The sequence below is a fragment of the Paractinoplanes rishiriensis genome (assembly GCF_016862375.1).
GTDB lineage: Bacteria > Actinomycetota > Actinomycetes > Mycobacteriales > Micromonosporaceae > Actinoplanes > Actinoplanes rishiriensis.
Window position 1 is genome coordinate 41,790 of the sequence record NZ_BOMV01000051.1, and the last position, 19,116, is coordinate 60,905.

16 protein-coding genes are annotated in these 19,116 nt (G+C 71.5%); 7 read left to right on the plus strand and 9 right to left on the minus strand.

All coding sequences use genetic code 11. From position 1 onward, the window contains the following. Positions 1 to 49: 49 nt before the first annotated feature. A complete protein-coding gene (gene mptB / locus Ari01nite_RS20985; protein WP_275410860.1) occupies positions 50 to 1,594 on the plus strand; it encodes a polyprenol phosphomannose-dependent alpha 1,6 mannosyltransferase MptB in 1,545 nt (514 codons plus the stop codon). Between the two features lie 209 nt (positions 1,595 to 1,803). Here mptB and glnA read toward each other — a convergent pair whose 3' ends face one another. After that, entirely contained in the window at positions 1,804 to 3,228 is a 1,425-nt protein-coding gene (gene glnA / locus Ari01nite_RS20990) for a type I glutamate--ammonia ligase (RefSeq protein ID WP_203783223.1), read from the minus strand. A 215-nt stretch (positions 3,229 to 3,443) separates the two neighbouring features. Here glnA and Ari01nite_RS20995 point away from each other — a divergent pair, with 215 nt between their 5' ends. Further along, positions 3,444 to 3,830, plus strand: a complete 387-nt coding sequence (locus Ari01nite_RS20995; protein ID WP_203782984.1) for an RDD family protein — start codon at positions 3,444 to 3,446, stop codon at positions 3,828 to 3,830. Here the strand turns inward: Ari01nite_RS20995 and Ari01nite_RS21000 are convergent. Beyond that, entirely contained in the window at positions 3,827 to 4,519 is a 693-nt protein-coding gene (locus Ari01nite_RS21000; protein WP_203782985.1) for a DUF4191 domain-containing protein, read from the minus strand. The genes Ari01nite_RS20995 and Ari01nite_RS21000 overlap by 4 nt on opposite strands. Positions 4,520 to 4,680: 161 nt before the next feature. Between Ari01nite_RS21000 and Ari01nite_RS21005 the strand changes: the two genes are divergently transcribed. The 4 genes from Ari01nite_RS21005 to Ari01nite_RS21020 all read left to right on the plus strand — a co-directional run bounded on the left by Ari01nite_RS21005 (position 4,681) and on the right by Ari01nite_RS21020 (position 9,071). Further along, a complete protein-coding gene (locus Ari01nite_RS21005; RefSeq protein WP_203782986.1) occupies positions 4,681 to 4,851 on the plus strand; it encodes a hypothetical protein in 171 nt (56 codons plus the stop codon). 43 nt (positions 4,852 to 4,894) lie between these two features. After that, positions 4,895 to 7,750 carry a helix-turn-helix transcriptional regulator gene (locus tag Ari01nite_RS50945; RefSeq protein WP_275410861.1) on the plus strand — a complete coding sequence of 952 codons (2,856 nt, stop codon included), beginning with the start codon at positions 4,895 to 4,897 and terminating at the stop codon, positions 7,748 to 7,750. A gap of 71 nt (positions 7,751 to 7,821) precedes the next feature. Beyond that, on the plus strand, positions 7,822 to 8,706 hold the full coding sequence (locus Ari01nite_RS21015; RefSeq protein WP_203782988.1) for a sigma-70 family RNA polymerase sigma factor: 885 nt from the start codon (positions 7,822 to 7,824) through the stop codon (positions 8,704 to 8,706). Beyond that, on the plus strand, positions 8,703 to 9,071 hold the full coding sequence (locus Ari01nite_RS21020) for a DoxX family protein (protein WP_203782989.1): 369 nt from the start codon (positions 8,703 to 8,705) through the stop codon (positions 9,069 to 9,071). The genes Ari01nite_RS21015 and Ari01nite_RS21020 overlap by 4 nt, the downstream gene beginning before the upstream one ends. Position 9,072: 1 nt before the next feature. On the opposite strand, the gene Ari01nite_RS21025 is transcribed toward Ari01nite_RS21020, so the two are convergent. Both Ari01nite_RS21025 and lipA read right to left on the minus strand, forming a co-directional pair. Further along, positions 9,073 to 9,726, minus strand: coding sequence for a hypothetical protein (locus tag Ari01nite_RS21025; RefSeq protein ID WP_203782990.1), 654 nt, complete (start codon positions 9,724 to 9,726; stop codon positions 9,073 to 9,075). A 1,244-nt stretch (positions 9,727 to 10,970) separates the two neighbouring features. Next, a complete protein-coding gene (gene lipA / locus Ari01nite_RS21030; RefSeq protein ID WP_203783224.1) occupies positions 10,971 to 11,867 on the minus strand; it encodes a lipoyl synthase in 897 nt (298 codons plus the stop codon). Between the two features lie 380 nt (positions 11,868 to 12,247). On the opposite strand from lipA, the gene aspS reads away from it, so the two are divergent. Next, entirely contained in the window at positions 12,248 to 13,513 is a 1,266-nt protein-coding gene (gene aspS / locus Ari01nite_RS21035) for an aspartate--tRNA(Asn) ligase (RefSeq protein ID WP_203782991.1), read from the plus strand. Between the two features lie 3 nt (positions 13,514 to 13,516). Here the strand turns inward: aspS and Ari01nite_RS21040 are convergent, their stop codons facing one another. The 5 genes from Ari01nite_RS21040 to sucB form a co-directional block, all read right to left on the minus strand. Then, on the minus strand, positions 13,517 to 13,681 hold the full coding sequence (locus tag Ari01nite_RS21040; protein WP_203782992.1) for a DUF5808 domain-containing protein: 165 nt from the start codon (positions 13,679 to 13,681) through the stop codon (positions 13,517 to 13,519). After that, entirely contained in the window at positions 13,681 to 14,310 is a 630-nt protein-coding gene (gene lipB / locus Ari01nite_RS21045) for a lipoyl(octanoyl) transferase LipB (RefSeq protein WP_203782993.1), read from the minus strand. Before lipB ends, Ari01nite_RS21040 begins: the two co-directional genes overlap by 1 nt. 21 nt (positions 14,311 to 14,331) lie before the next feature. Further along, positions 14,332 to 16,194, minus strand: coding sequence for a DUF6311 domain-containing protein (locus tag Ari01nite_RS21050; RefSeq protein WP_239162890.1), 1,863 nt, complete (start codon positions 16,192 to 16,194; stop codon positions 14,332 to 14,334). A 19-nt stretch (positions 16,195 to 16,213) separates the two neighbouring features. Further along, positions 16,214 to 17,143 carry a TIGR01777 family oxidoreductase gene (locus Ari01nite_RS21055; RefSeq protein WP_203782994.1) on the minus strand — a complete coding sequence of 310 codons (930 nt, stop codon included), beginning with the start codon at positions 17,141 to 17,143 and terminating at the stop codon, positions 16,214 to 16,216. An 84-nt stretch (positions 17,144 to 17,227) separates the two neighbouring features. Further along, positions 17,228 to 19,111: a 2-oxoglutarate dehydrogenase, E2 component, dihydrolipoamide succinyltransferase gene (gene sucB, locus Ari01nite_RS21060; protein WP_203782995.1), complete on the minus strand. Its 1,884-nt coding sequence runs from the start codon at positions 19,109 to 19,111 to the stop codon at positions 17,228 to 17,230. Positions 19,112 to 19,116 lie beyond the last annotated feature (5 nt).

Genomic DNA, 19,116 nt, shown 5'->3' on the forward strand with positions numbered 1-19,116 from the left:
GGCGACCACCGGCGCGCGGGAGATATCGTCGTTGGGGTGCGCGGATCAAGTGGAGCAGCCGGTGACTGAAAGCGTGTTGTCGCGGCCGTCGGTTTTGCGTTATCTCGGCCTGTTCGGCTCGGTCTGCTGCGCCGTCGCCGGCCTGTTCCACGGCGCCGGCCCGGAACTGGTCCGGCACCTTTCGCTGACCAGCGTGCTGCAGAGCCCGTACGGCCCGCTGGCGCTCTCGCTCTGGACGGTCGGCCTGGCGGCGCTGTGCGTGGCCTGGTGGTACGGGATCCGGCTGACCGGTCGCGGAGCGCTCAGCGTGCGCTGGATCGTCGTCACCGCCGCGCTGTGGTGCCTGCCGATGCTGGTCACCCTGCCGCTCGGCAGCCGCGACCTGTACGCGTACGCCTGTCAGGGCACGCTCTACGCCTCCGGCGGCAACCCGTACCTGCAGGGGGTGTCCTCGCAGCCGTGCCCGTGGCTCGACTCGATGTCGGTGATCTGGCGGGACACCCCGACGCCGTACGGGCCGGTGTTCGTGGTCTTCGCGGGCCTGGCCGTGGCGCCGGGTTCGCAGTTCCTCGCGCTGGCCGTCTTCCGTGCGCTGGCCGTGGTCTCGCTGGTCCTGCTCGCGGCGGTGCTGCCGGTGCTGGCTCGCCGGGCCGGCGCGCCGGTCGACCGGGCCATGTGGCTGGTGCTGGCCAGCCCGCTGGTGTCAGTTCATCTCGTCGGCGGTGGCCACAACGACGCCACGACGATGGCGTTGCTCGTGGCCGGGATGGCGCTGCTCGCCGGCCGGTCGGTGCGCGCCGGTGCGCTGGTCGCCGGCGGTTCGCTGCTCGGGCTGGCCGCCGCGGTCAAGCCCACGCTCGGTGTGATCCTGCCGTTCGGGGCGTTGCTGGCCGCGGGCGGGCCGGCCCTGTTCCCGCCGACCGGCTCACCCGGCGGGCGGTGGCGGGCCATGGGCCTGCCGGAGCCCGCGGCGCTGGCCCTGATCTTCCGGCGCGGTGGAGCGGTGCTGGCGTCGGCGCTGGGCACGCTGGTGCTCCTCTCGTACGCCTCGGGCCTCGGCATGGGCTGGGTCACCGCGCTCTCCGGAGCCAACAAGGCGGTGAACTGGACGTCCCCGATGACCGGGGCCGGCATCACCGTGAACGCGATCGGGAAGTGGTTCGGCCTGCAGTGGGATGCCGTGCCGGCGGCCCGGGTCGTGGCGCTGATCCTGCTGGCCGTCGCCCTGGTGGCGATCGTCTGGCGGACCCGCCGGGAGAGTCCGTTCTACGGTGCGGCGCTGGCCTGCCTCGCGGTGATCTTCCTGGCGCCGATCACCCAGCCCTGGTATCTGACCTGGCCGGCCGTGCTGCTGGCGGTGACCACGGTGCCCGCCCGCTGGTTCGCCGGCACCGTGGTGCTCTCGATGTTCACCATCCTGCCCTCCGGGGACGGCTCGTTCCGCTACCTGCAGGTGCCGCTGTCGTTCGTGATGACCGCCCTGGTCGTGTGGGTGGCCGTCCGCGCGGTCCGCTGGCTGCGCCGGGAACGGGCGGACACCGGCGACGCGGCACCGGAGCCGATCGGCAAACCGGGCCCGGTGCCCTCGCGCTGACCGGCGCTGACACGGCATGTCAGCGCCGTGTCAGCGTTGTTTCCTTTGCGCTGGTCGCCGGTATTGCGGTCGTCGGCGCCGCCGACTATTCGCCCGGCGTGGTGACGGCGGAGGCGAGGTCTGGGGCAAGGCGCTTAAGCCCTCTAGCCCGCACCGGAACGAGAAACGGCGGCCACGCTGAGCGTGACCGCCGTTCTCCTTACCTCGGATCAGACGTTGTAGTACATCTCGAACTCGTGCGGGGTCGGGCGGAGGCGGACCGGGTCGATCTCGTTGGCGCGCTTCCAGTCGATCCACGTGGAGATCAGGTCGTCGGTGAAGACGCCGCCGGCGGTCAGGAACTCGTGGTCGTTCTCCAGCGAGTTCAGCACCGCGTCGAGCGAGCCCGGCACCTGCTTGACGCTGCCCCACTCCTCCGGCGGCAGGTCGTACAGGTCCTTGTCGATCGGGGCCGGCGGCTCGATCTTGTTCTTGATGCCGTCCAGGCCGGCCATCATCTGGGCCGAGAAGGACAGGTACGGGTTGGACGACGGGTCCGGCACGCGGAACTCGACGCGCTTGGCCTTCGGGTTGCTGCCGGTCACCGGGATACGGGTGCAGGCGGAGCGGTTCCGCTGCGAGTAGACCAGGTTGACCGGGGCCTCGAAGCCGGGCACCAGGCGCCGGTACGAGTTGACCGTCGGGTTGGTGAACGCCAGCAGGCTGGGCGCGTGGTGCAGCAGGCCGCCGATGTACCAGCGGGCCGTGTCGGACAGTCCGGCGTAGCCGGTCTCGTCGTAGAACAGCGGCTCGCCGCCCAGCCAGAGGCTCTGGTGGGTGTGCATGCCGGAGCCGTTGTCACCGAACAGCGGCTTGGGCATGAAGGTGACGGTCTTGCCGTGCTCCCAGGCGGTGTTCTTGATGATGTACTTGAACATCTGCATCTGGTCGCCGGCGTGCAGCAGGGTCGAGAACTTGTAGTTGATCTCGGCCTGGCCGGCGGTACCGACCTCGTGGTGCGAGCGCTCGACGGTGAAGCCGACGTCGATCAGGCGGCGCACCATGGCGTCGCGCAGGTCGGAGTAGTGGTCCACCGGCGCGACCGGGAAGTAGCCGCCCTTGTACGCGGTCTTGTAGCCGCGGTTGCCGCCCTCCTCCTCCTTGCCGGAGTTCCAGGCGCCCTCGATCGAGTCGATGTAGTAGAACGCCTCGTTGGCGCCGGTGGAGTGCCGGATGGAGTCGAAGATGTAGAACTCGGCCTCGGCACCGAAGTACGCCGTGTCGGCGATGCCGCTGGAGGCCAGGTAGGTCTCGGCCTTCTTCGCCACGTTCCGCGGGTCACGCGAGTAGGCCTCGCGGGTGAACGGGTCGTGGATGAAGAAGTTCAGAGCCAGCGTCTTCTGGATCCGGAACGGGTCCACGAAGGCCGTGGTGACGTCCGGCAGCAGCATCATGTCGGACTCGTGGATGGCCTGGAACCCGCGGATCGAGGATCCGTCGAAGGCGAGGCCGTCGGTGACAACACTGTCGTCGAACGACTCGACCGGCATGTTGAAGTGCTGCATAACGCCGGGCAGGTCACAGAAACGTACGTCGACGAACTTGACGTCCTCGTCCTTGAGGTATCGCAGGAGTTCCTCGGGATTGGCGAACAACACGTCCTCCTGGCGCATGATGTCGATACCGGGCGGCGTGCTTCCGCCGCTTGGCTGGCTGGTCGCGACGCTATGGGCACCGAGTTGCCCAGGCGTATCCCTATTGTTTCCGTCGTGTTACGGAGTCCGAGAAGAGAGCGCGATCACTCGCACGCTACCGCGAACCCCGCCCCGGCGCGCCCGGTCGCCGAAAGAGCCCCGGTTACGCTGGCCGGATGGCGACCACCGGCAAGCCCCAGCCACCGGCTCTCGACCAGGTCGCGTCGTTCGGCCGGCGGTTCGGCGCGCTGCTGGTCGACTGGCTGATCTGCACCCTGGTGGCGAGCCTGCTGGTCGACAGCCTGAGCGCCAACCCGTGGCCGCAGCTGGGCATCTTCGTGCTGGCCCACGCGTTCTTCGTCGGCCTGTTCGGACAGACCCTGGGCAAGGCGCTGTTCCGGATCCGCTGCCTCGCCATCGCCGACGGTGGTGCCGTCGGCATTCCCCGGGCGTTCGTCCGCGCGTTGCTGCTGGCCCTGGTGATCCCCGCGATGATCTCCGATGGGGACGGTCGGGGCCTGCACGACCGGGCGGCCGGGTCGGTCGTGATCGCGGTGAATTAGCGCTGCCGCTGCTGCCGGAACTGGCCCTTGGGCGGACGCATGTTCTTGGGGATCGCGCCCTTCGGCATCTGCGGCCGGGCCATCAGCGCGCCGAGCCGCTTGTCCAGCGAGTTCACGTCCTTGCCGGTCAGGTTGCGGGGCAGCCGCATCAGCGTGGAGCGCAGCTTGCGGATGGCGAGCTGTCCCTCCTCGGTGCCGATCACGTAGTCGTAGAGCGGTGCGTTGCCGATCACCTTGGCGAGCCGCTTTTTTTCCTGACCGAGCAGACCACGTACGCGTTGCGGGTTGCCCTCGGCCAGCAGGATCACGCCGGGCCGGCCCAGCACCACGTGCACCATGTCGAACTGGGTGGTCGAGGCCGCCGCGGGACGGACCCGCCAGTCACCGCGCATGTTCTCGATCAGCGAGGCGGCCGCGCCGGGCTGCCCCTCGGCCGCGTTCATCATCGCGGCGTTGGATCGCAGGTTGAGCACGATCACGGCGGCCAGCAGGGTCAGCATGATGCCGACCGGGAGCCAGAACCAGCCGCCCGTCAGCAGAACCACGAGGACGGTCAGGGAAAGCGGGAGTAGTACGGCCGCGACCAGCAGCGGCACGAACCACTTGTCCTGCTTTGCCGTGAACGCGAACACCTGTCCGATCTGCTTCAGACGCTCGCGGAACGACACCTTCTCCTGGGGTTTTGCCATAACCCGTAAGTGTAGTGCTGTCGTGAGGCCTTACGTGTGGCGGGCACCGGGGGTAAGGAGGCCGGCGGTGCGGAAATGAGGCAGCTGCCCCATGTGCCGGGGGTGCCTTCGCGCGAAGAGTCGAGGACAACAGCGAAACGACCCTTCGGAAGGCGATCACGATGTTTCCCTACAACGACCCGTACATCCAGCTCGAACTGCACCGCCAGCACGTCGCCGAGTTGATCCTCGAGGCGGCCGGCCACCGGCGCTTCCGAGGCGCGTCCACCGGCCGGCACCGCCGGCTCAGCCGCTGGCGTCGCGCGCCGGCCAGGCGGCCGGCCGCCGTTTGAGCGGGGGCCGGTCTTGTCGTACCCCCGTGGCATGCTCGACCTCATGACGGCGCATGCGCACAGCGAGGTCCTGGTCGGCCGTGAGGCCGACCTGGCCGTGCTGCGTGACGCCCTCAAACGCATCCGGCACGCCGAACCGACCACGGTGCTGATCGGCGGCGAGGCCGGGGTGGGCAAGACCCGCCTGGTCGAGGAGTTCTGCCGCGGCCTCGCCGGCGACCCGGTCCGGATCCTCACCGGGCACTGCCTCGAGCTCGGTGAGGAGGGCCTGCCGTTCGCGCCGTTCGCGGCCGCGCTGCGCGACCTGGTCCGCGCCGACGGCACCGAGATCCTCGGCGGCCGCGAGCGGGAGTTCGCCCGGCTGCTGCCCGAGCTGGGCCCGACGCCCGAGCCCGGCGACGCCCGGCGCGGCCTGCTGTTCGAGTCGGTCGGCGCGCTGCTCGACACGCTCAGCCGCGAGCACCCGGTGGTGCTGATCCTCGAGGATCTGCACTGGGCCGACCGCTCCACCCGTGATCTGATCGGCTTCCTGGTCCGTTCGGCCCGGGCGCCGCAGCTGCTGCTCGTCGGCACCTACCGCACCGACGAGCTGCATCGCGGCCATCCGCTGCGCCCCTTCCTGGCCGAGCTCGACCGGGTCCGCGGCGTACAGCGTCACGAGGTCGACCGGCTCGACCGCGAGGGCACCGCCGAGCTGCTCACCCAGCTGCTCGGCGTCGAACCCCGGCCGCCCACGGTCGACGCGGTCAACGAACGCGCACAGGGCAACCCGTTCTTCATCGTGCAGTTCGCCACCGCCGCCGACCCGGCCTGCGCCGACATCCCCACCAGCCTGCGTGATCTGCTGCTGTCCCGGGTCGACCTGCTGCCCGAGCCGGCCCAGCGGGTGCTCCGGGTGGCCGCGGTCGGCGGCACCGCGTTCGGCCACGAGCTGCTCACCCGGGTCGCCGGGATGGACGAGGGCACCCTCGAGTCGGCGCTGCGCGCGATCGTGGCGGCCCAGCTGATCGTCGTCGACCCCGACGGCGGCTATGAGTTCCGGCACGCGCTCGTCCGCGAGGCGGTGCACGACGATCTGCTGCCCGGCGAGCACGCGCGGCTGCACGCCCGCTACGCCGAGGTGGTCGAGGCCGATCCCGGGCTGGTGGCGGCCGGCCGGGCCGCCGCCGAGGTCGCCCACCACTGGCACGCGGCCCGCGACCACCCGCGCGCGCTGGTCGCCGCAAAGAGGGCCGCCGACGAGGCCGGTCGCCGGTTCGCGTTCGGCGAGCAGGCCCGGCTGCTCGACCGCGTACTCGAACTCTGGGAGGACGTGCCCGACGCCGGCGCCCTGCTCGGCATCGAGCATCTCGACCTGCTCGAGGAGGCCGCGCTGGTCGCCATCGACTGGGGCGACCACCTGCGCGCGCTCAGCCTGACCCGGGCCGCCCTGGGCGACCTCGACGCCGAGGCCGAGCCGCTGCGCGCCGCCCGGCTGCTGATCCGCCGGGTCAAGCTGCTGCGCACGATGGGCAAGAGCGACGGTGCCGACGAGTGCCGCGAGGCGCACCGCCTGCTCGGCCTGGCCCCGCCCGGCGCCACCCGGGTGCGCCTGCTGGCCGACCTGGCCCACGTGGGCGCGGCTCTCGACGGCGACTGGGTCACCGAGGTGGCCCGCGAGGCGATCGCGGCCGCGGCTGACGAGGGCGACCTGGCCACCCAGGTGGCAGCCGAGGTGGCATACGGCGAGGTCTGCGCCGGTCGCGCCATGCCCGGCGACGTCCTCTCGACCATGTATGCGGCGGCCGATCGCGCCCGGGCCGCCGGCGACCTGCCGAGCCTCGCGCACGCCCTGGTCAACATCTCCGACGCCCTGTTCGAGGTGGGCCGCTACGAGGAGTCCGCGGCGGCCGCGGCCGAGGGCGTCCCGGACGCCGACCGGGTCGGCGTGAGCCGCACCACCGGCGTGTTCCTGCTGGCCAACCTCGCCGAGGCCCTGATCGCGCTGGGCCGCTGGGACGAGGCGGACGCCCGCCTGGCCGAGGCCGCCCGGCACGATCCGCCCGGCACGCTGGGCCTGCCGTGGCTGCGTCTGCGGGCCAAACTGCGGCTGGCGCGTGGCCGCGACACGGCCGGGGCTCTGGTGCACAGTGCCGGCACCTGGCTGGGCAAGCCGTTCCTGCACGCGGAAAACCGGCTGTGCATCCAAAACCTGCGGGTCCTGCTGGCTCTCGACGCCGCCGCCGACCCGGCCGCCGCGCTCGAGATCGCCCACGCCGCCGTCCTCGAGCCGGCCGTGACCCAGCGCCCCCGCTACGCCTGGCCCCTGCTCGCCTCCGCGGCCCGGGTCGCGGCCACCGTCCCCGGCGGCGACGACCTGTCTCGCTGCGTGCGCCGGGCCGCCGACGGCCTGCCCACCGACTACCCGGCCGCCCGCGCCTTCGCCGCCCAGGTCGCCGCCCTGCTGGACTCCGGAGAACAGCGATGGCAGGCCGCGGTCGACGCCTGGCGCGCCGACGGTCACCGCTACGAGCTGGCCACGGCGCTGCTCGGGCTGGCCGAGTCCCAGGCGCACGACCGGGCCGCGGCGGCTGAGTCGCTGACCGAGGCGCAGGCCATCGCCGACGCGCTGGGCGCGGTCCCGGTGTTCGACGCCGCCGAGACCCTGGCCCGCCGGCTGGGCGTCCGGGCACCCGCCGCACCGGCCGCCGCCGGCACCGAGATCCTGACGGCCCGCGAACGCGAGGTGCTGCGCCTGGTGGCACAGGGCCAGAGCAACAGCCGGATAGCCGCCAGCCTCTACATCTCGCCCAAGACGGCGAGCGTCCACGTGTCCCGCATCATCGCGAAACTGGAGGTGGCCAACCGGGTCGAGGCCGCCGCGGTGGCTCACCGCCTCGGCCTGCTGGCCGAGGACTGACCTGCTCTGTTACCTCGGCCCTTCCGATTCCGTCAGGACCTGTGACGGAATCGCTCGAGGAAGGTGACGACATGGCCGGATCGGCCCCGGAGGAGACCCTCGCGGGAGCGTTCGAGCGGGAACGCGCCCGTCTTGTCGCGGTGGCCCACCGGATGCTCGGCTCGCGGGCGGACGCCGAGGACGCGGTGCAGGAGGCGTGGCTGCGGCTGGCCCGCCAGGACGCCGGGGCGATCGACAACCTCGGCGGCTGGCTGACCACGGTGGTCGGGCGGGTCTGCATCGACGTGCTGCGGTCGCGCCGGGCCCGGCCCGAGACGTCGTACGAGGACAGGTTGCCCGAGTTCGTGCTGACCGAGGACAGCGGCGTAGCGCCTGAGGACGAGGCGTTGCTCGCCGACTCGGTCGGGACGGCGCTGCTGGTGGTGCTCGACGCGCTCGGGCCCGCCGAGCGGCTGGCGTTCGTGCTGCACGACCTGTTCGCGGTGCCGTTCGACGACATCGGCCAGATCATCGGCAGGTCCGCGGACGCCACCAAGATGCTGGCCAGCCGAGCCCGGCGCAAGGTCCAGGGCACGCCCCGGCCGGCCGAGGAACGCCGCAAGCAGCGCGAGGTGGTCGACGCGTTCCTGGCGGCGGCCCGCGGCGGTGACTTCGACGGCCTGCTGCGCCTGCTCCATCCGCAGGTGACCTGGCGCTCCTACAGCGCGCACGGCCTGGTCGGCCGCGACGGTGCGGCGGCGGTGGCCGAACGCGTGCTGCACGGGATCCGGGCGGTGGCAACCGCGGTACCCGCCCTGCTCAACGGCGAGCCCGCGCTCGTCGGCCGGACCCGAACCGGCCGGCTGATGGGCGTGGTGTCCTGCACGATCGTCGACGGCCGCATTGTCGCCATCCTCTCGGTGAGCGATCCCGACCGACTAGCCCGTATGGGCCTGCGCGAAGGAGAACTCTCATGAACACCGCACTCTGGATCATCTCCGGCCTGCTGGCCACCGCCTTCCTGTTCGCCGGCCTGACCAAGCTGTTCGTCCCCCGCGAAACGCTGGCCAAGGCCCCCGGCGGCGGCTGGGCACTCCAGTTCAGCCCCCGCTTCGTCAAGACCCTGGGCGCCCTCGAGGTCCTGGGCGCCATCGGCCTGATCCTGCCCGTCCTGCTCGGCATCGCGCCGATCCTGACCCCGCTGGCCGCCGTCGGCATCGCGATCATCATGATCGGCGCCGCCGTTGTCGTGTACCGCCTGCACGAGTTCAAGCACGTCCTGGTCAACCTCCTCTACCTGGCCCTGGCCGCGTTCGTGGCGGCCGGCCGGTTCGCCGGTTAGGTCAGGTGCTGCGGATGCTGCGGATCACCTTGGTGAGGACGATCAGGCCGCCGCCGATCATCAGCAGCCCCAGCACGATCACGAGGACGCTGCCGGCGCCCATGCCGCTCGTGGCCTGGGCGACCGGCGTGGCCGAGGCAGGGGCGGTGCCGTCCGGGCCGGTGCCGTAGGCCGCCTCGTCCACGATGCCGCCCCCGCTGCCCGACGCCGGGGCGGAGGAGGTGGTCGTGGGGCCCGGCGTCACCGCGCCCTGGGTGGGCACGGCCGCGGCGGGCGACGCGACCCGGGTGGGTGCCGGCTGGGTCGGGGCGGCGCAGGGTCCGTCCGGCAAACCCCAGGTGCCCACGTACGTGGTGAAGTTGCTGGCCCGGATCGTCAGGGTCGAGTTCTTGCCGCCCCGCAGCTTCGTCGAGCCCCCGGCCGGCAGCCGGATCCGCCGCTCACCGACGACAAAGATCGCCTGCGCGTTGGCCGACCGCCCGTTGGCGAGCGTCGCGGTGAAGGTGCCGTCGCAGGCGTTGGCGAACGTGACCGTGGGCGTGGCGGTGCAGGCCGTGCTGCCGCCCGCGTACCAGTCGAGCAGGTTCGCGGCACCGTAGGGACTGGTGTTGCTGGTGGTCTCGGTGCGCACCCCGGTGCCCTTGATGGCATTCACTTGGAAAAAGCATGCTGGTACGGCTACGTCAAGCGTCACGGATCGACGGCTAGAGGTGATGGTCGCGCCGGCCGAGTCGTAGACGAACTGCCCACTGGCCGTCCCGGGCGCCCCCGCCGTGTAGGAAACCAGCGAAAAGGCCTGCTTCTGCCCCGAACACAGGGCCCGCTCCGCGCGAATCGTGACTTTCCCGGCCGCCCCGTCGAACGTGCGCCGGTACTCGGCCTGAGCCGCGGAAACACACGATGCCGCAGTAGCGGTGGCCGCCACGGCCGGAACCCCCGAGGTGGCCAGCACAGCGGTCAAACCGGCCAGCACAAGCAAGAACCGCCGCACGCCCCAGTCCCCAATCCTCAGCGCAACCGATTGGGGCCGGTCTCACCTCTGACTACCCGGGCCGCCAAGCGGTGACCGAGAAACCCCGGCCCGGATCCACGTCTCCCCGTTCTTCACCATCGAGCGGCTTCACACCACCCAGTTCCAGGCTAGGCACCCCCACTAACCACCAGCAAAAACCCTGCCCGACCAGCACCACCTCCCACCCACCCGGCCACCCGGCCCCTAACCCGATAAGTCGTTTTTGCCCTAGCCGGGCCCACAATCCTCAAGTCCCCGAAGCGCCAGCGCACCCAGCAGCATGCGTTCCGACCCTCGCGTACCGCGGTGCCGGCTTAGCGCGCCCCGACCACTCGACTCCCCCCACTTTCGTTCCTGCGCGGCCGAGCCGATAGCCACAAGCATGGTCGTCCCTTGATGCGGCAGCTCTCCCGGTGGCCCCTAGCTGTCGCGCCGCTCTCGGCACCCGGATATATCCGACAAGTACCGCCCTAACCAGACGCCACGGGCCGCGTGGCGAGATTTTGGCGATCTGTGGTCACTCGACTAATTTCGCCATTTCGGGTCGGGCACCCGGCGTCAGGGCGATGGGGCCTGGGTCGTTGCGTCCCGGACGCGCACGAGCGGGGGACTTTGCGGCGAAAGGGCCGGACGAGCGCCGGACCGCCAGGCGGGCCTCGACGTCGCGCCGCGACCACGCCATCCAGAAGACTCGAGGCGAACAGAAGCTCGTCGGCGCCGGGTTGCCGTTATGAACGGGAAAGCGGCTTTTGTTCGACCAGATGGGGTGGAGTACCGCGGACGGTCCGGACCGTTGGAATCTCGGCCATGATGCGGACCGGGTTCCGGGGTGCGGTTGCGGTGATCAGTGGCCGAGCACCGGGTCAGTGCGGGGCCTCGGGGCGGGTTCAGCCGCGGGCGTCGAGGGCCTGCTGGTACAGGCGGCCGGCGCGGTACGACGAGCGGACCAAGGGGCCGCTCATCACGCCGGCGAAGCCGATCTGGTCGGCCTCCTCGCGTAGTTCTACGAATTCCTCGGGCTTTACCCAGCGCTCCACCGGGTGGTGGCGCGGGGTGGGGCGGAGGTACTGGGTGATGGTCACCAGTTCGCAGCCGGCGTTGTGGAGGTCGCGCAAGGCCTGGGAGACCTCGGCGCGCTCCTCGCCCATGCCCAGGATCAGGTTGCTCTTTGTCACCAGGCCGGCGGCTCGGGCCTGGGTCAGGACGTTCAGGGAGCGCTCGTAGCGGAACGCCGGGCGGATGCGCTTGAAGATGCGGGGGACCGTTTCGACGTTGTGGGCCAGCACCTCGGGTGCGGCGCCGAAGACCTCGGCCAGCTGGGCCGGGTCGGCGTTGAAGTCGGGGATCAGCAACTCGACGCCGCAGCCGGGCTGGAGCTTGTGGATCTGGCGGACGGTTTCGGCGTAGAGCCAGGCGCCGCCGTCGGGCAGGTCGTCGCGGGCCACGCCGGTGACCGTGGCGTAGCGCAGGCCCATGGTGGCCACCGACTCGCCGACGCGGCGGGGCTCGTCGGCGTCGAACTCGGCAGGCTTACCGGTGTCGATCTGGCAGAAGTCGCAGCGGCGGGTGCACTGGTCGCCGCCGATCAGGAAGGTGGCCTCACGGTCTTCCCAACACTCATAGATGTTGGGGCAGCCGGCCTCCTGACAGACCGTGTGCAGGCCTTCCTTTTGCACCAGGCCCCGCATCTGTGTGTACTCGGGGCCCATCTTGGCTTTGACTTTGATCCAGGGCGGCTTCCGCTCGATGGGAGTTTCGGCGTTGCGCGCTTCGATGCGCAGCATGCGGCGGCCCTCGGGAGCAATAGTCACAAGGCGAGATTACGCCTGAATAGGTTCCTGCCTAGACAGGGGCGACGAGGCTCACGTGACCTTAGGTGTGACCGCCGTCACCGACTGCGGGCGAATGTGCTTTCACCGCAGGTCGCCTGCTGTTAACGTCGCGCTACGGCAGTGACGGAACCGAGTAGCGCTCCGGACCGCCGGCCGAGAGAGCCGCCGTAGCTGTGATGGCGGCCCGTGCGCCGGGGCGTGAAGACACTCCCGAGCCGAGGCACGACAAGAGGCGCCCGGAACAAGGGCGCGAAGGTGTGGTGGCACCGCGAGGATCCCGCTCGCCCACACCTCCCTGGGGCCGCGTTGCAGTCACCAGAGGAGGTTCCGCCATGCAACGCATCCTCTCCACCCAACTGGCCACCCACGTCGGCAGGACCGTGACGATCGCCGGCTGGATTCACCGCCGCCGGCTGCTCAAGTCGGTGGCCTTCCTGATCGTCCGGGACGCCGAGGGGCTCAGCCAGGTCGTCGTCACCGAACCCGCGACCCGCGCCCTGCTCGAGGAGCTCACCGAGGAGAGCGTCGTCCAGGTCGAGGCCACGGTCAGCGCCAACGCGCAGGCACCGGGCGGCGTCGAGCTGACCGGTCCGGCGATCCGGGTTCTGTCCGCTGTGCGCGTACCGCTGCCCTTTGAACTGCATCGCCCCGCGCTGAGCGCGAGCCTGCCCACCCAGCTCGCGCATGCGGGGCTTGCGCTGCGTCATCCGGTACGCCGGCAGGCACTCAAGGTGGCTGCCGCCGCGACTACCGGATTCCGGGCAGCGCTGACCGAGCAGCGGTTCGTCGAGATCCAGACGCCGAAGATCGTCGGTTCGTCGACCGAGTCGGGGGCCAACGTGTTCCGGCTCGACTACTTCGGGCGGCCGGCCTATCTGGCGCAGTCGCCGCAGTTCTACAAGCAGTTGATGGTCGGCGTGTTCGAGCGGGTCTTCGAGGCGGGACCGGTGTTCCGCGCCGAGCCCAGCGACACGGTCCGGCACCTGGCGCAGTACACGTCGCTGGACGCCGAGATGGGTTTCGTGACCGACCACCGGGACGTGATGGCGGCGCTGACCCGCACGCTGAGCGTGATGATGGCGACCGTCGCGGAAAGTGCCGGGACGGCGGTCCCCAAGGTGCTCGCCGAGATCCCGGCGGTGCACTTCACCGAGGCGCTGCGGATCGTGGGCGCGCCGGCCGACGAACCCGACCTGGCCCCGGCGCACGAGCGGGCGCTGGGCGAGTGGGCGCTCCGGGAGCACGACTCCGAGTTCCTCTACGTGACCGGCTACCCGATGCGGAAACGGCCGTTCTACACCCACCCGGACCCGGCTCTGCCCGCGTACTCGAATGGCTTTGACCTGCTCTTCCGGGGTTTGGAGATCGTGACCGGCGGGCAGCGGCTGCACCGCTACGAGGACTACGTGGCCGCGCTGCAGAGGGCCGGCGAACCGCTCGAGCCGTACGAGGGCTACCTGGACGGTTTCCGCTACGGGATGCCGCCGCACGGTGGCTGGGCGATCGGGCTGGAACGCCTGGTGGCGCGGCTGCTCGGTGCGGCGAACGTGCGCGAGGTGACCGCGTTCCCGCGCGACCTGAACCGGCTGACGCCGTAGACGTCAGAGCAGCAGGGCAATCGTCGTGACCGTCACCACCACGACCGGGATGACGGTCATCGAGACCACGATCGCCCAGGCGATGGGGTGGGCGAAGTTCAGGCCCATCCCGCCGCCCTGCTTGGGCACGAAGACCCGGGAGTCCTGCGGATCCTTGTAGAGGGCCATCAGAGCAGCGTCGGCAGGTGGCGTTCGAGCACCGGCAGCACCTCGGCGACCGGGACCGGCCGCCCGACCTCGGTGGTCAGCGAGGTCACGCCGGCGTCGCGGATGCCGCAGGGCACAAAGCGGTCGTACGCCGACAGGTCGCAGTCGCAGTTGAGCGCGAACCCGTGCTGCGTCACGCCCCGCGCCACCCGGATGCCGATCGCCGCGATCTTGCGGTCCGGGCCCCGGTCGTCGGCCCGCACCCAGGCGCCGCTGCGGCCCTCGATGCGGTCGGTGACCACGCCGAACTCGGCACAGACGTCGATCAGCAGTTGCTCGGTGCGGCGCACGTAGGCGACCACGTCGACCGGGTCGGGCAGCCGGATGATCGGATAGCCCACCAACTGGCCGGGGCCGTGCCAGGTGAGCTTGCCGCCGCGGTCGACGTCGACGACCGGTGTGCCGTCGACGGGGCGGTCGGCGGGCTCGGTGCGCTTGCCCGCGGTGAACACGCTGGGGTGCTCCAGCAGCAGGATGGTGTCGGGCTGCTCGCCCGCCACCACGGCGTCGTGCAGGCGGCGCTGCTCGTCCCAGGCCTCGCGGTAGTCGACCAGGCCCGGACGCAGCACCGTGAGCGTCGAGGATGTCACGCCGCCAACCCTATCCCCGGGTCACCTGTCGATGGGATCCACGCCCTGGCGGATGCGCCACACCAGCACGTCGTCGACGCGTTCCGGCGGGCCCAGCAGGTCGGTCACGGTGATCTCGACGGCCGAGCGGAACAGCGGGCCCTCCGGACCGGTGATCTGCCGCGGCAGCACCAGCACGTCGATGCCCCAATGCTGGAAGTCGGCCCGGGCCTGGGCGCGATCCCAGTTGTCCACATCGGCGAGGTAGCCGTACAGCGCGGCCCGCAGGAACAGCCAGTCGGTGCGGCGCGGCAGGGCGCCGATCCGGCCCTTCCCGGTGGGGCCGTCGGAGTCGGGGCCGAGGAAGTAGCCGCCGGGGATCTTGAACTGCCGTCCGCCCCGGGCCATCGTGTACGCCTGCCAGCGCTGTCCGTCGGCGGCCACGTTGATGGCGAACGGGATGGCGCTGAGCGTGCCGCCCTCGGGGACGTAGCGCTCCCAGGTGCGGTTCGCGATGAACTGCGGCTCGGGGCTGCGGTCGGTGTAGAGCAGCGGCAGCGGGAAGATCGGGAGAAGGGCCAGGGTGAACGCGGCGGCGAACGCGGGCTGGGCGGCCGGCGGCGACTCGGTCGCGTTCATCAGGTGGTCGACGGCCAGCGCCATGAGCACGCCGAAGACGCCGACCAGCACCAGGGCGAACCGGGCCGGCAGCGCCGCGTCGAACAGCGGCAGGCGCTGGAGCAGCGCGTACGGCAGCGGGATGTCGGACTCGTAGCCGAAGATCCGCAGCCGCGGGCCGAGCGAGACGACCAGGAACAGGCCGCCCACGACGGCCAGCGCGCGCAGCGTGGCCAGCCGGCCCGGGTCGGCCCGCTTCCAGAGCATGACCAGCGTGCCGATCATCAGCACCATCAGCGGCAGGCCGAAGAACGACGTCTGCTCGGTCGGGTTGGCCGCCAGATCGTTGCTGAGCCCGGCCCAGGCCGCCAGTGTGCGGTCCGAGAAGGCGAAGAAGGAGGCGATGTCCTCGGCGTAGTGCCGCTGGTTGAACCCGGTGCCGGTGAAGGTCTGCGGTCCGGAGAAATGCATATGGAGGGGGTACGCGAGCAGCGCGAACGCGACGACCGCGGTGACCCCGAGCCCGGCCAGCATGGGCCGCAGCGCGGCGCTGGCCTCGCCCCGGACGGCCGGGTGCAGCGCCCAGACGATCACGAAGGTGCCACCGGCCAGCGCGGTGAAGAACAGACCCTCGGCCGCGATCGTGAAGCAGACGGCCAGCAGCAGGCCGAGCACCGCGCCGTTGAGCAGCCAGCGGCCGGGCTGGCGCATCCGCAGCAGCCACCACAGCACGACCGGTGCCACCCAGCCCGAACTCCAGTTGAGGTGACCGTTGGCGTGTGACACGAAGCCGGGTGCGAACCCGCAGAAGATCCCGGCGAGCCCGGCCGCGAACGCGTTACGGGTGACCCAGCGCAGCAGGAACAGGTACCAGGCGAAGGCCGCGCCGGCCAGGTTGAGGGTCAGGATGGTGGCGAAGGTGACCTGCGGTCCGGCCAGCATGGTGAGCGGCGAGAACAGGATCGCGTACGCCGTCACCGACGTGTTGGCCGCGAGGTTCACCCCGTCCGGGACGTTCAGTATCGCGGCGAAGAACGGGTCGCCGCCGTTGCGCAGCAGTTCCGTGCCGTACGCCAGCACCCACTCGAAGAACGCCTGATCGCCGACGTTGTCCGAGATCACGTGCAGGTATGGCTGCCGCCACAGGCCGTTCGTCAGATAGACCGCGAGCCCGAGGGCGATCGCGGCCACCGTGAGGTGGGAGCGCCAGCGGCGGCGGGCCGTCCCGGTGACGGGCGGGGCCGGGCGATCCTCGGCGGGCTCGGTATCGGGAACGGCGACGGTCATCAGCCGCAGGTTAGCAAGCTCAGGCTGGATTTCCCTGGGTAGCGGCCGCCGGACGGCCGACCGCGTGCCGCAACGCCGCCTCGATCGTGGGTAGTTGCCACGCGAAGCCGTGCCGGCGCAGCACCGCGGGTACGACGCGCTGGCTGCGCTGCATCTCGCCGGCGATCTCGCCGAGCGCGGCGTCCAGCACGAAGCCGGGCACCGCCAGCACGGCCGGCCGGCGCACGGCCTGGGCGAAGGCGCGGGTGAACTCGGCGTTGGTGCACTGCTCGCCGCTGACCATGTTGACCGGCCCGGCCACCTCGTCGTGGTCCATCACGAACTCGGCCGCGGCGAGCCAGTCGGGCAGCGCCATCCAGGCCATCCACTGCCGGCCGGCGCCGATCCGGGCGCCCGCACCCAGCTTGAACGGGATCATCAGTGGCTTGAGCAGGCCGCCGCTGCCGTCGACGATCGGCGCGGTGCGGAGCAGCGCCACCCGGGTGCCGGCGTCCTCGGCGGGACGGGCCGCGGCCTCCCAGACCCGGCACAGGTCGGCCAGGAAGGTGGAGCCGGGCGGCGTCTCCTCGGTGGCCGGGGTGTCGCCGGTGTCGCCGTAGCAGCCGACACCGGAGGACTGGAGCAGCGTGTGCGGCCGGTCCTCGGCGGGCAGGTGGGCGATGGCCTGCGCGAGGGTGCCGGTGGTGTCGACCCGGCTGGAGCGCAGCACCCGCTTGTATCGGTCGGTCCAGCGCCAGCCGCCGACGTTCGCGCCGGCCAGGTTGATCACCACGTCGGCCGCGGCCACCGCGGCCGGGTCGAGTTGACCCTGCGCCGGCTGCCAGGGCACCTCGTCGGGGCGCTGGGCGGGCCGGCGGACCAGGCGCTTGACGTCGTGGCCGCTGCCCCGCAACCGGTCGGCGAGGCGCGGGCCGAGGTAACCGGACGCGCCGGCCATGAGGATCCGCATGCTGGCACGGTACCCATGATTGAACCCGTTCAAAACAAACGGGGCGCACCGGGTCTCCGGCGCGCCCCGTGGGCAACGTACGTGCTAGAGACCCAGGTCGGCCTCGAACTGGCCGCCCTCCAGCCGTTCCTTGATGCTGACCAGGAAGCGGGCCGCGTCGGCGCCGTCGACGATCCGGTGGTCGTAGCTCAGGGCCAGGTAGACCATCGAGCGCGGCACCATGATCTCGCCGAGGTTGGCGTCGTCGACGACCACGGCCCGCTTGACGACGGCGCCGGTGCCGAGGATGCCGACCTGCGGCTGGTTGATGATCGGCGTGTCGAACAGCGCGCCCCGGCTGCCGGTGTTGGTCAGCGTGAACGTGCCGCCGGAGATCTCGTCCGGGCCGATCTTGTTGTTCCGGGTGCGGTCGGCCACGTCGGCGATCCGCTTGGCCAGGCCGGCCAGGTTGAGGTCGCCGGCGTCCTTGATCACCGGAACGATCAGGCCCTTCGGCGTGTCCACCGCGATGCCCAGGTGCTCGGCGTCGTGGTAGGTGACCGTGCCGGCCTCCTGGTCGATCGACGAGTTGACCACCGGGTGCTGCTGGAGCGCCTCGACCGCGGCCAGGGCGAAGAACGGCATGAAGGTGAGCTTCACGCCGTGCTTGGCCTGGAAGTCGGCCTTGGCCCGGCCACGCAGCTGGGCGACCTTGGTGACGTCGACCTCGACGACCGTGGTGAGCTGCGCCGAGACCTGCAGCGACTCGACCATGCGGCGGGCGATGGTGGCCCGGGTGCGGGTCAGCTTCTCGGTGCGGCCACGCAGCGGGCTGGGCGCCGGCTTGGCGGCCGGGGCCTTGCCGGCCGCGGCCGGAGCGGCCGCGGCGGGTGCCGGTGCGGCCTTCGCGGCGGCGGCCTTCTCGGCCGCGTCGATCACATCCTGCTTTCGGATGCGGCCGCCCACGCCGGTGCCGGTCAGGGTGGACAGGTCCACGCCCTTGTCGGCGGCCAGCTTGCGGACCAGCGGGGTCACGTAACCGGCGTCGCCGGCACCGTTGGCCCGGACCGTCTCGGCCGACGGCGCGGGCGCGGCCGGCTGGGCGGCACGCTCGGCGGCCTCCGGCTCCTCGGCCGTCTCGGCCTGCGGGGCCGGCTCGGCGTAGGAGGAACCCGGCGCGATGTCGGGCGCCGGAGCCGATTCGATCCGCGGCTGCGGGGCCGCCGCCTCCTCCTGCTTGGGGGCCTCCGGCTTGGGGGCCTCCGGCTCCTGGCGCTGCTGCGGGGCCGGCTGCTTCGGAGCGGGCTCGGCGGCCGGCGCGCTGCCCTCGGCGCCGACCACGGCGAGCACGGCACCGACGTCGGCCGTCTCGTCCTCCTGCACCCGGATGTCGAGCAGGGTGCCGGCGACCGGCGACGGGATCTCGGTGTCGACCTTGTCGGTGGAGACCTCGAGCAGCGGCTCGTCGACCTCGACGCTGTCGCCGACCTGCTTGAGCCAGCGGGTCACGGTGCCCTCGGTGACGCTCTCGCCGAGCGCCGGCATCTTGACCTCGGTGCCCCCGCCGCCGCCCTGCGACGAAGCGGTCTGCGGGGCCGGGGCCTCCTCCTCGACCGGCTTCTCGGTGGAGGGCTCGGTGGGAGCGGGCGGCTCCGGCTCGGCCTCCGGCTCGGCCTCCGCCTCGGGCTCGGCCGCCGCTTCCGGCTGGGCCGCGGGGGCCTCGGCCTGCGGGGCGGAACCCTCGTCCTCGCCGTCGCCCGAGATGACCGCGAGTTCGCTGCCGACGTCGGCGGTCTCGTCCTCGCCGACCACGATGCGGGTGAGCACGCCCGCGGCCGGCGACGGGATCTCGGTGTCGACCTTGTCGGTGGAGACCTCGAGCAGCGGCTCGTCCGCCTCCACCCGCTCGCCCTCCTGCTTGAGCCAGCGCGTGACGGTGCCCTCGGTGACACTCTCACCCAGCCGCGGCATGGTGACCGATACCGGCATGTCTC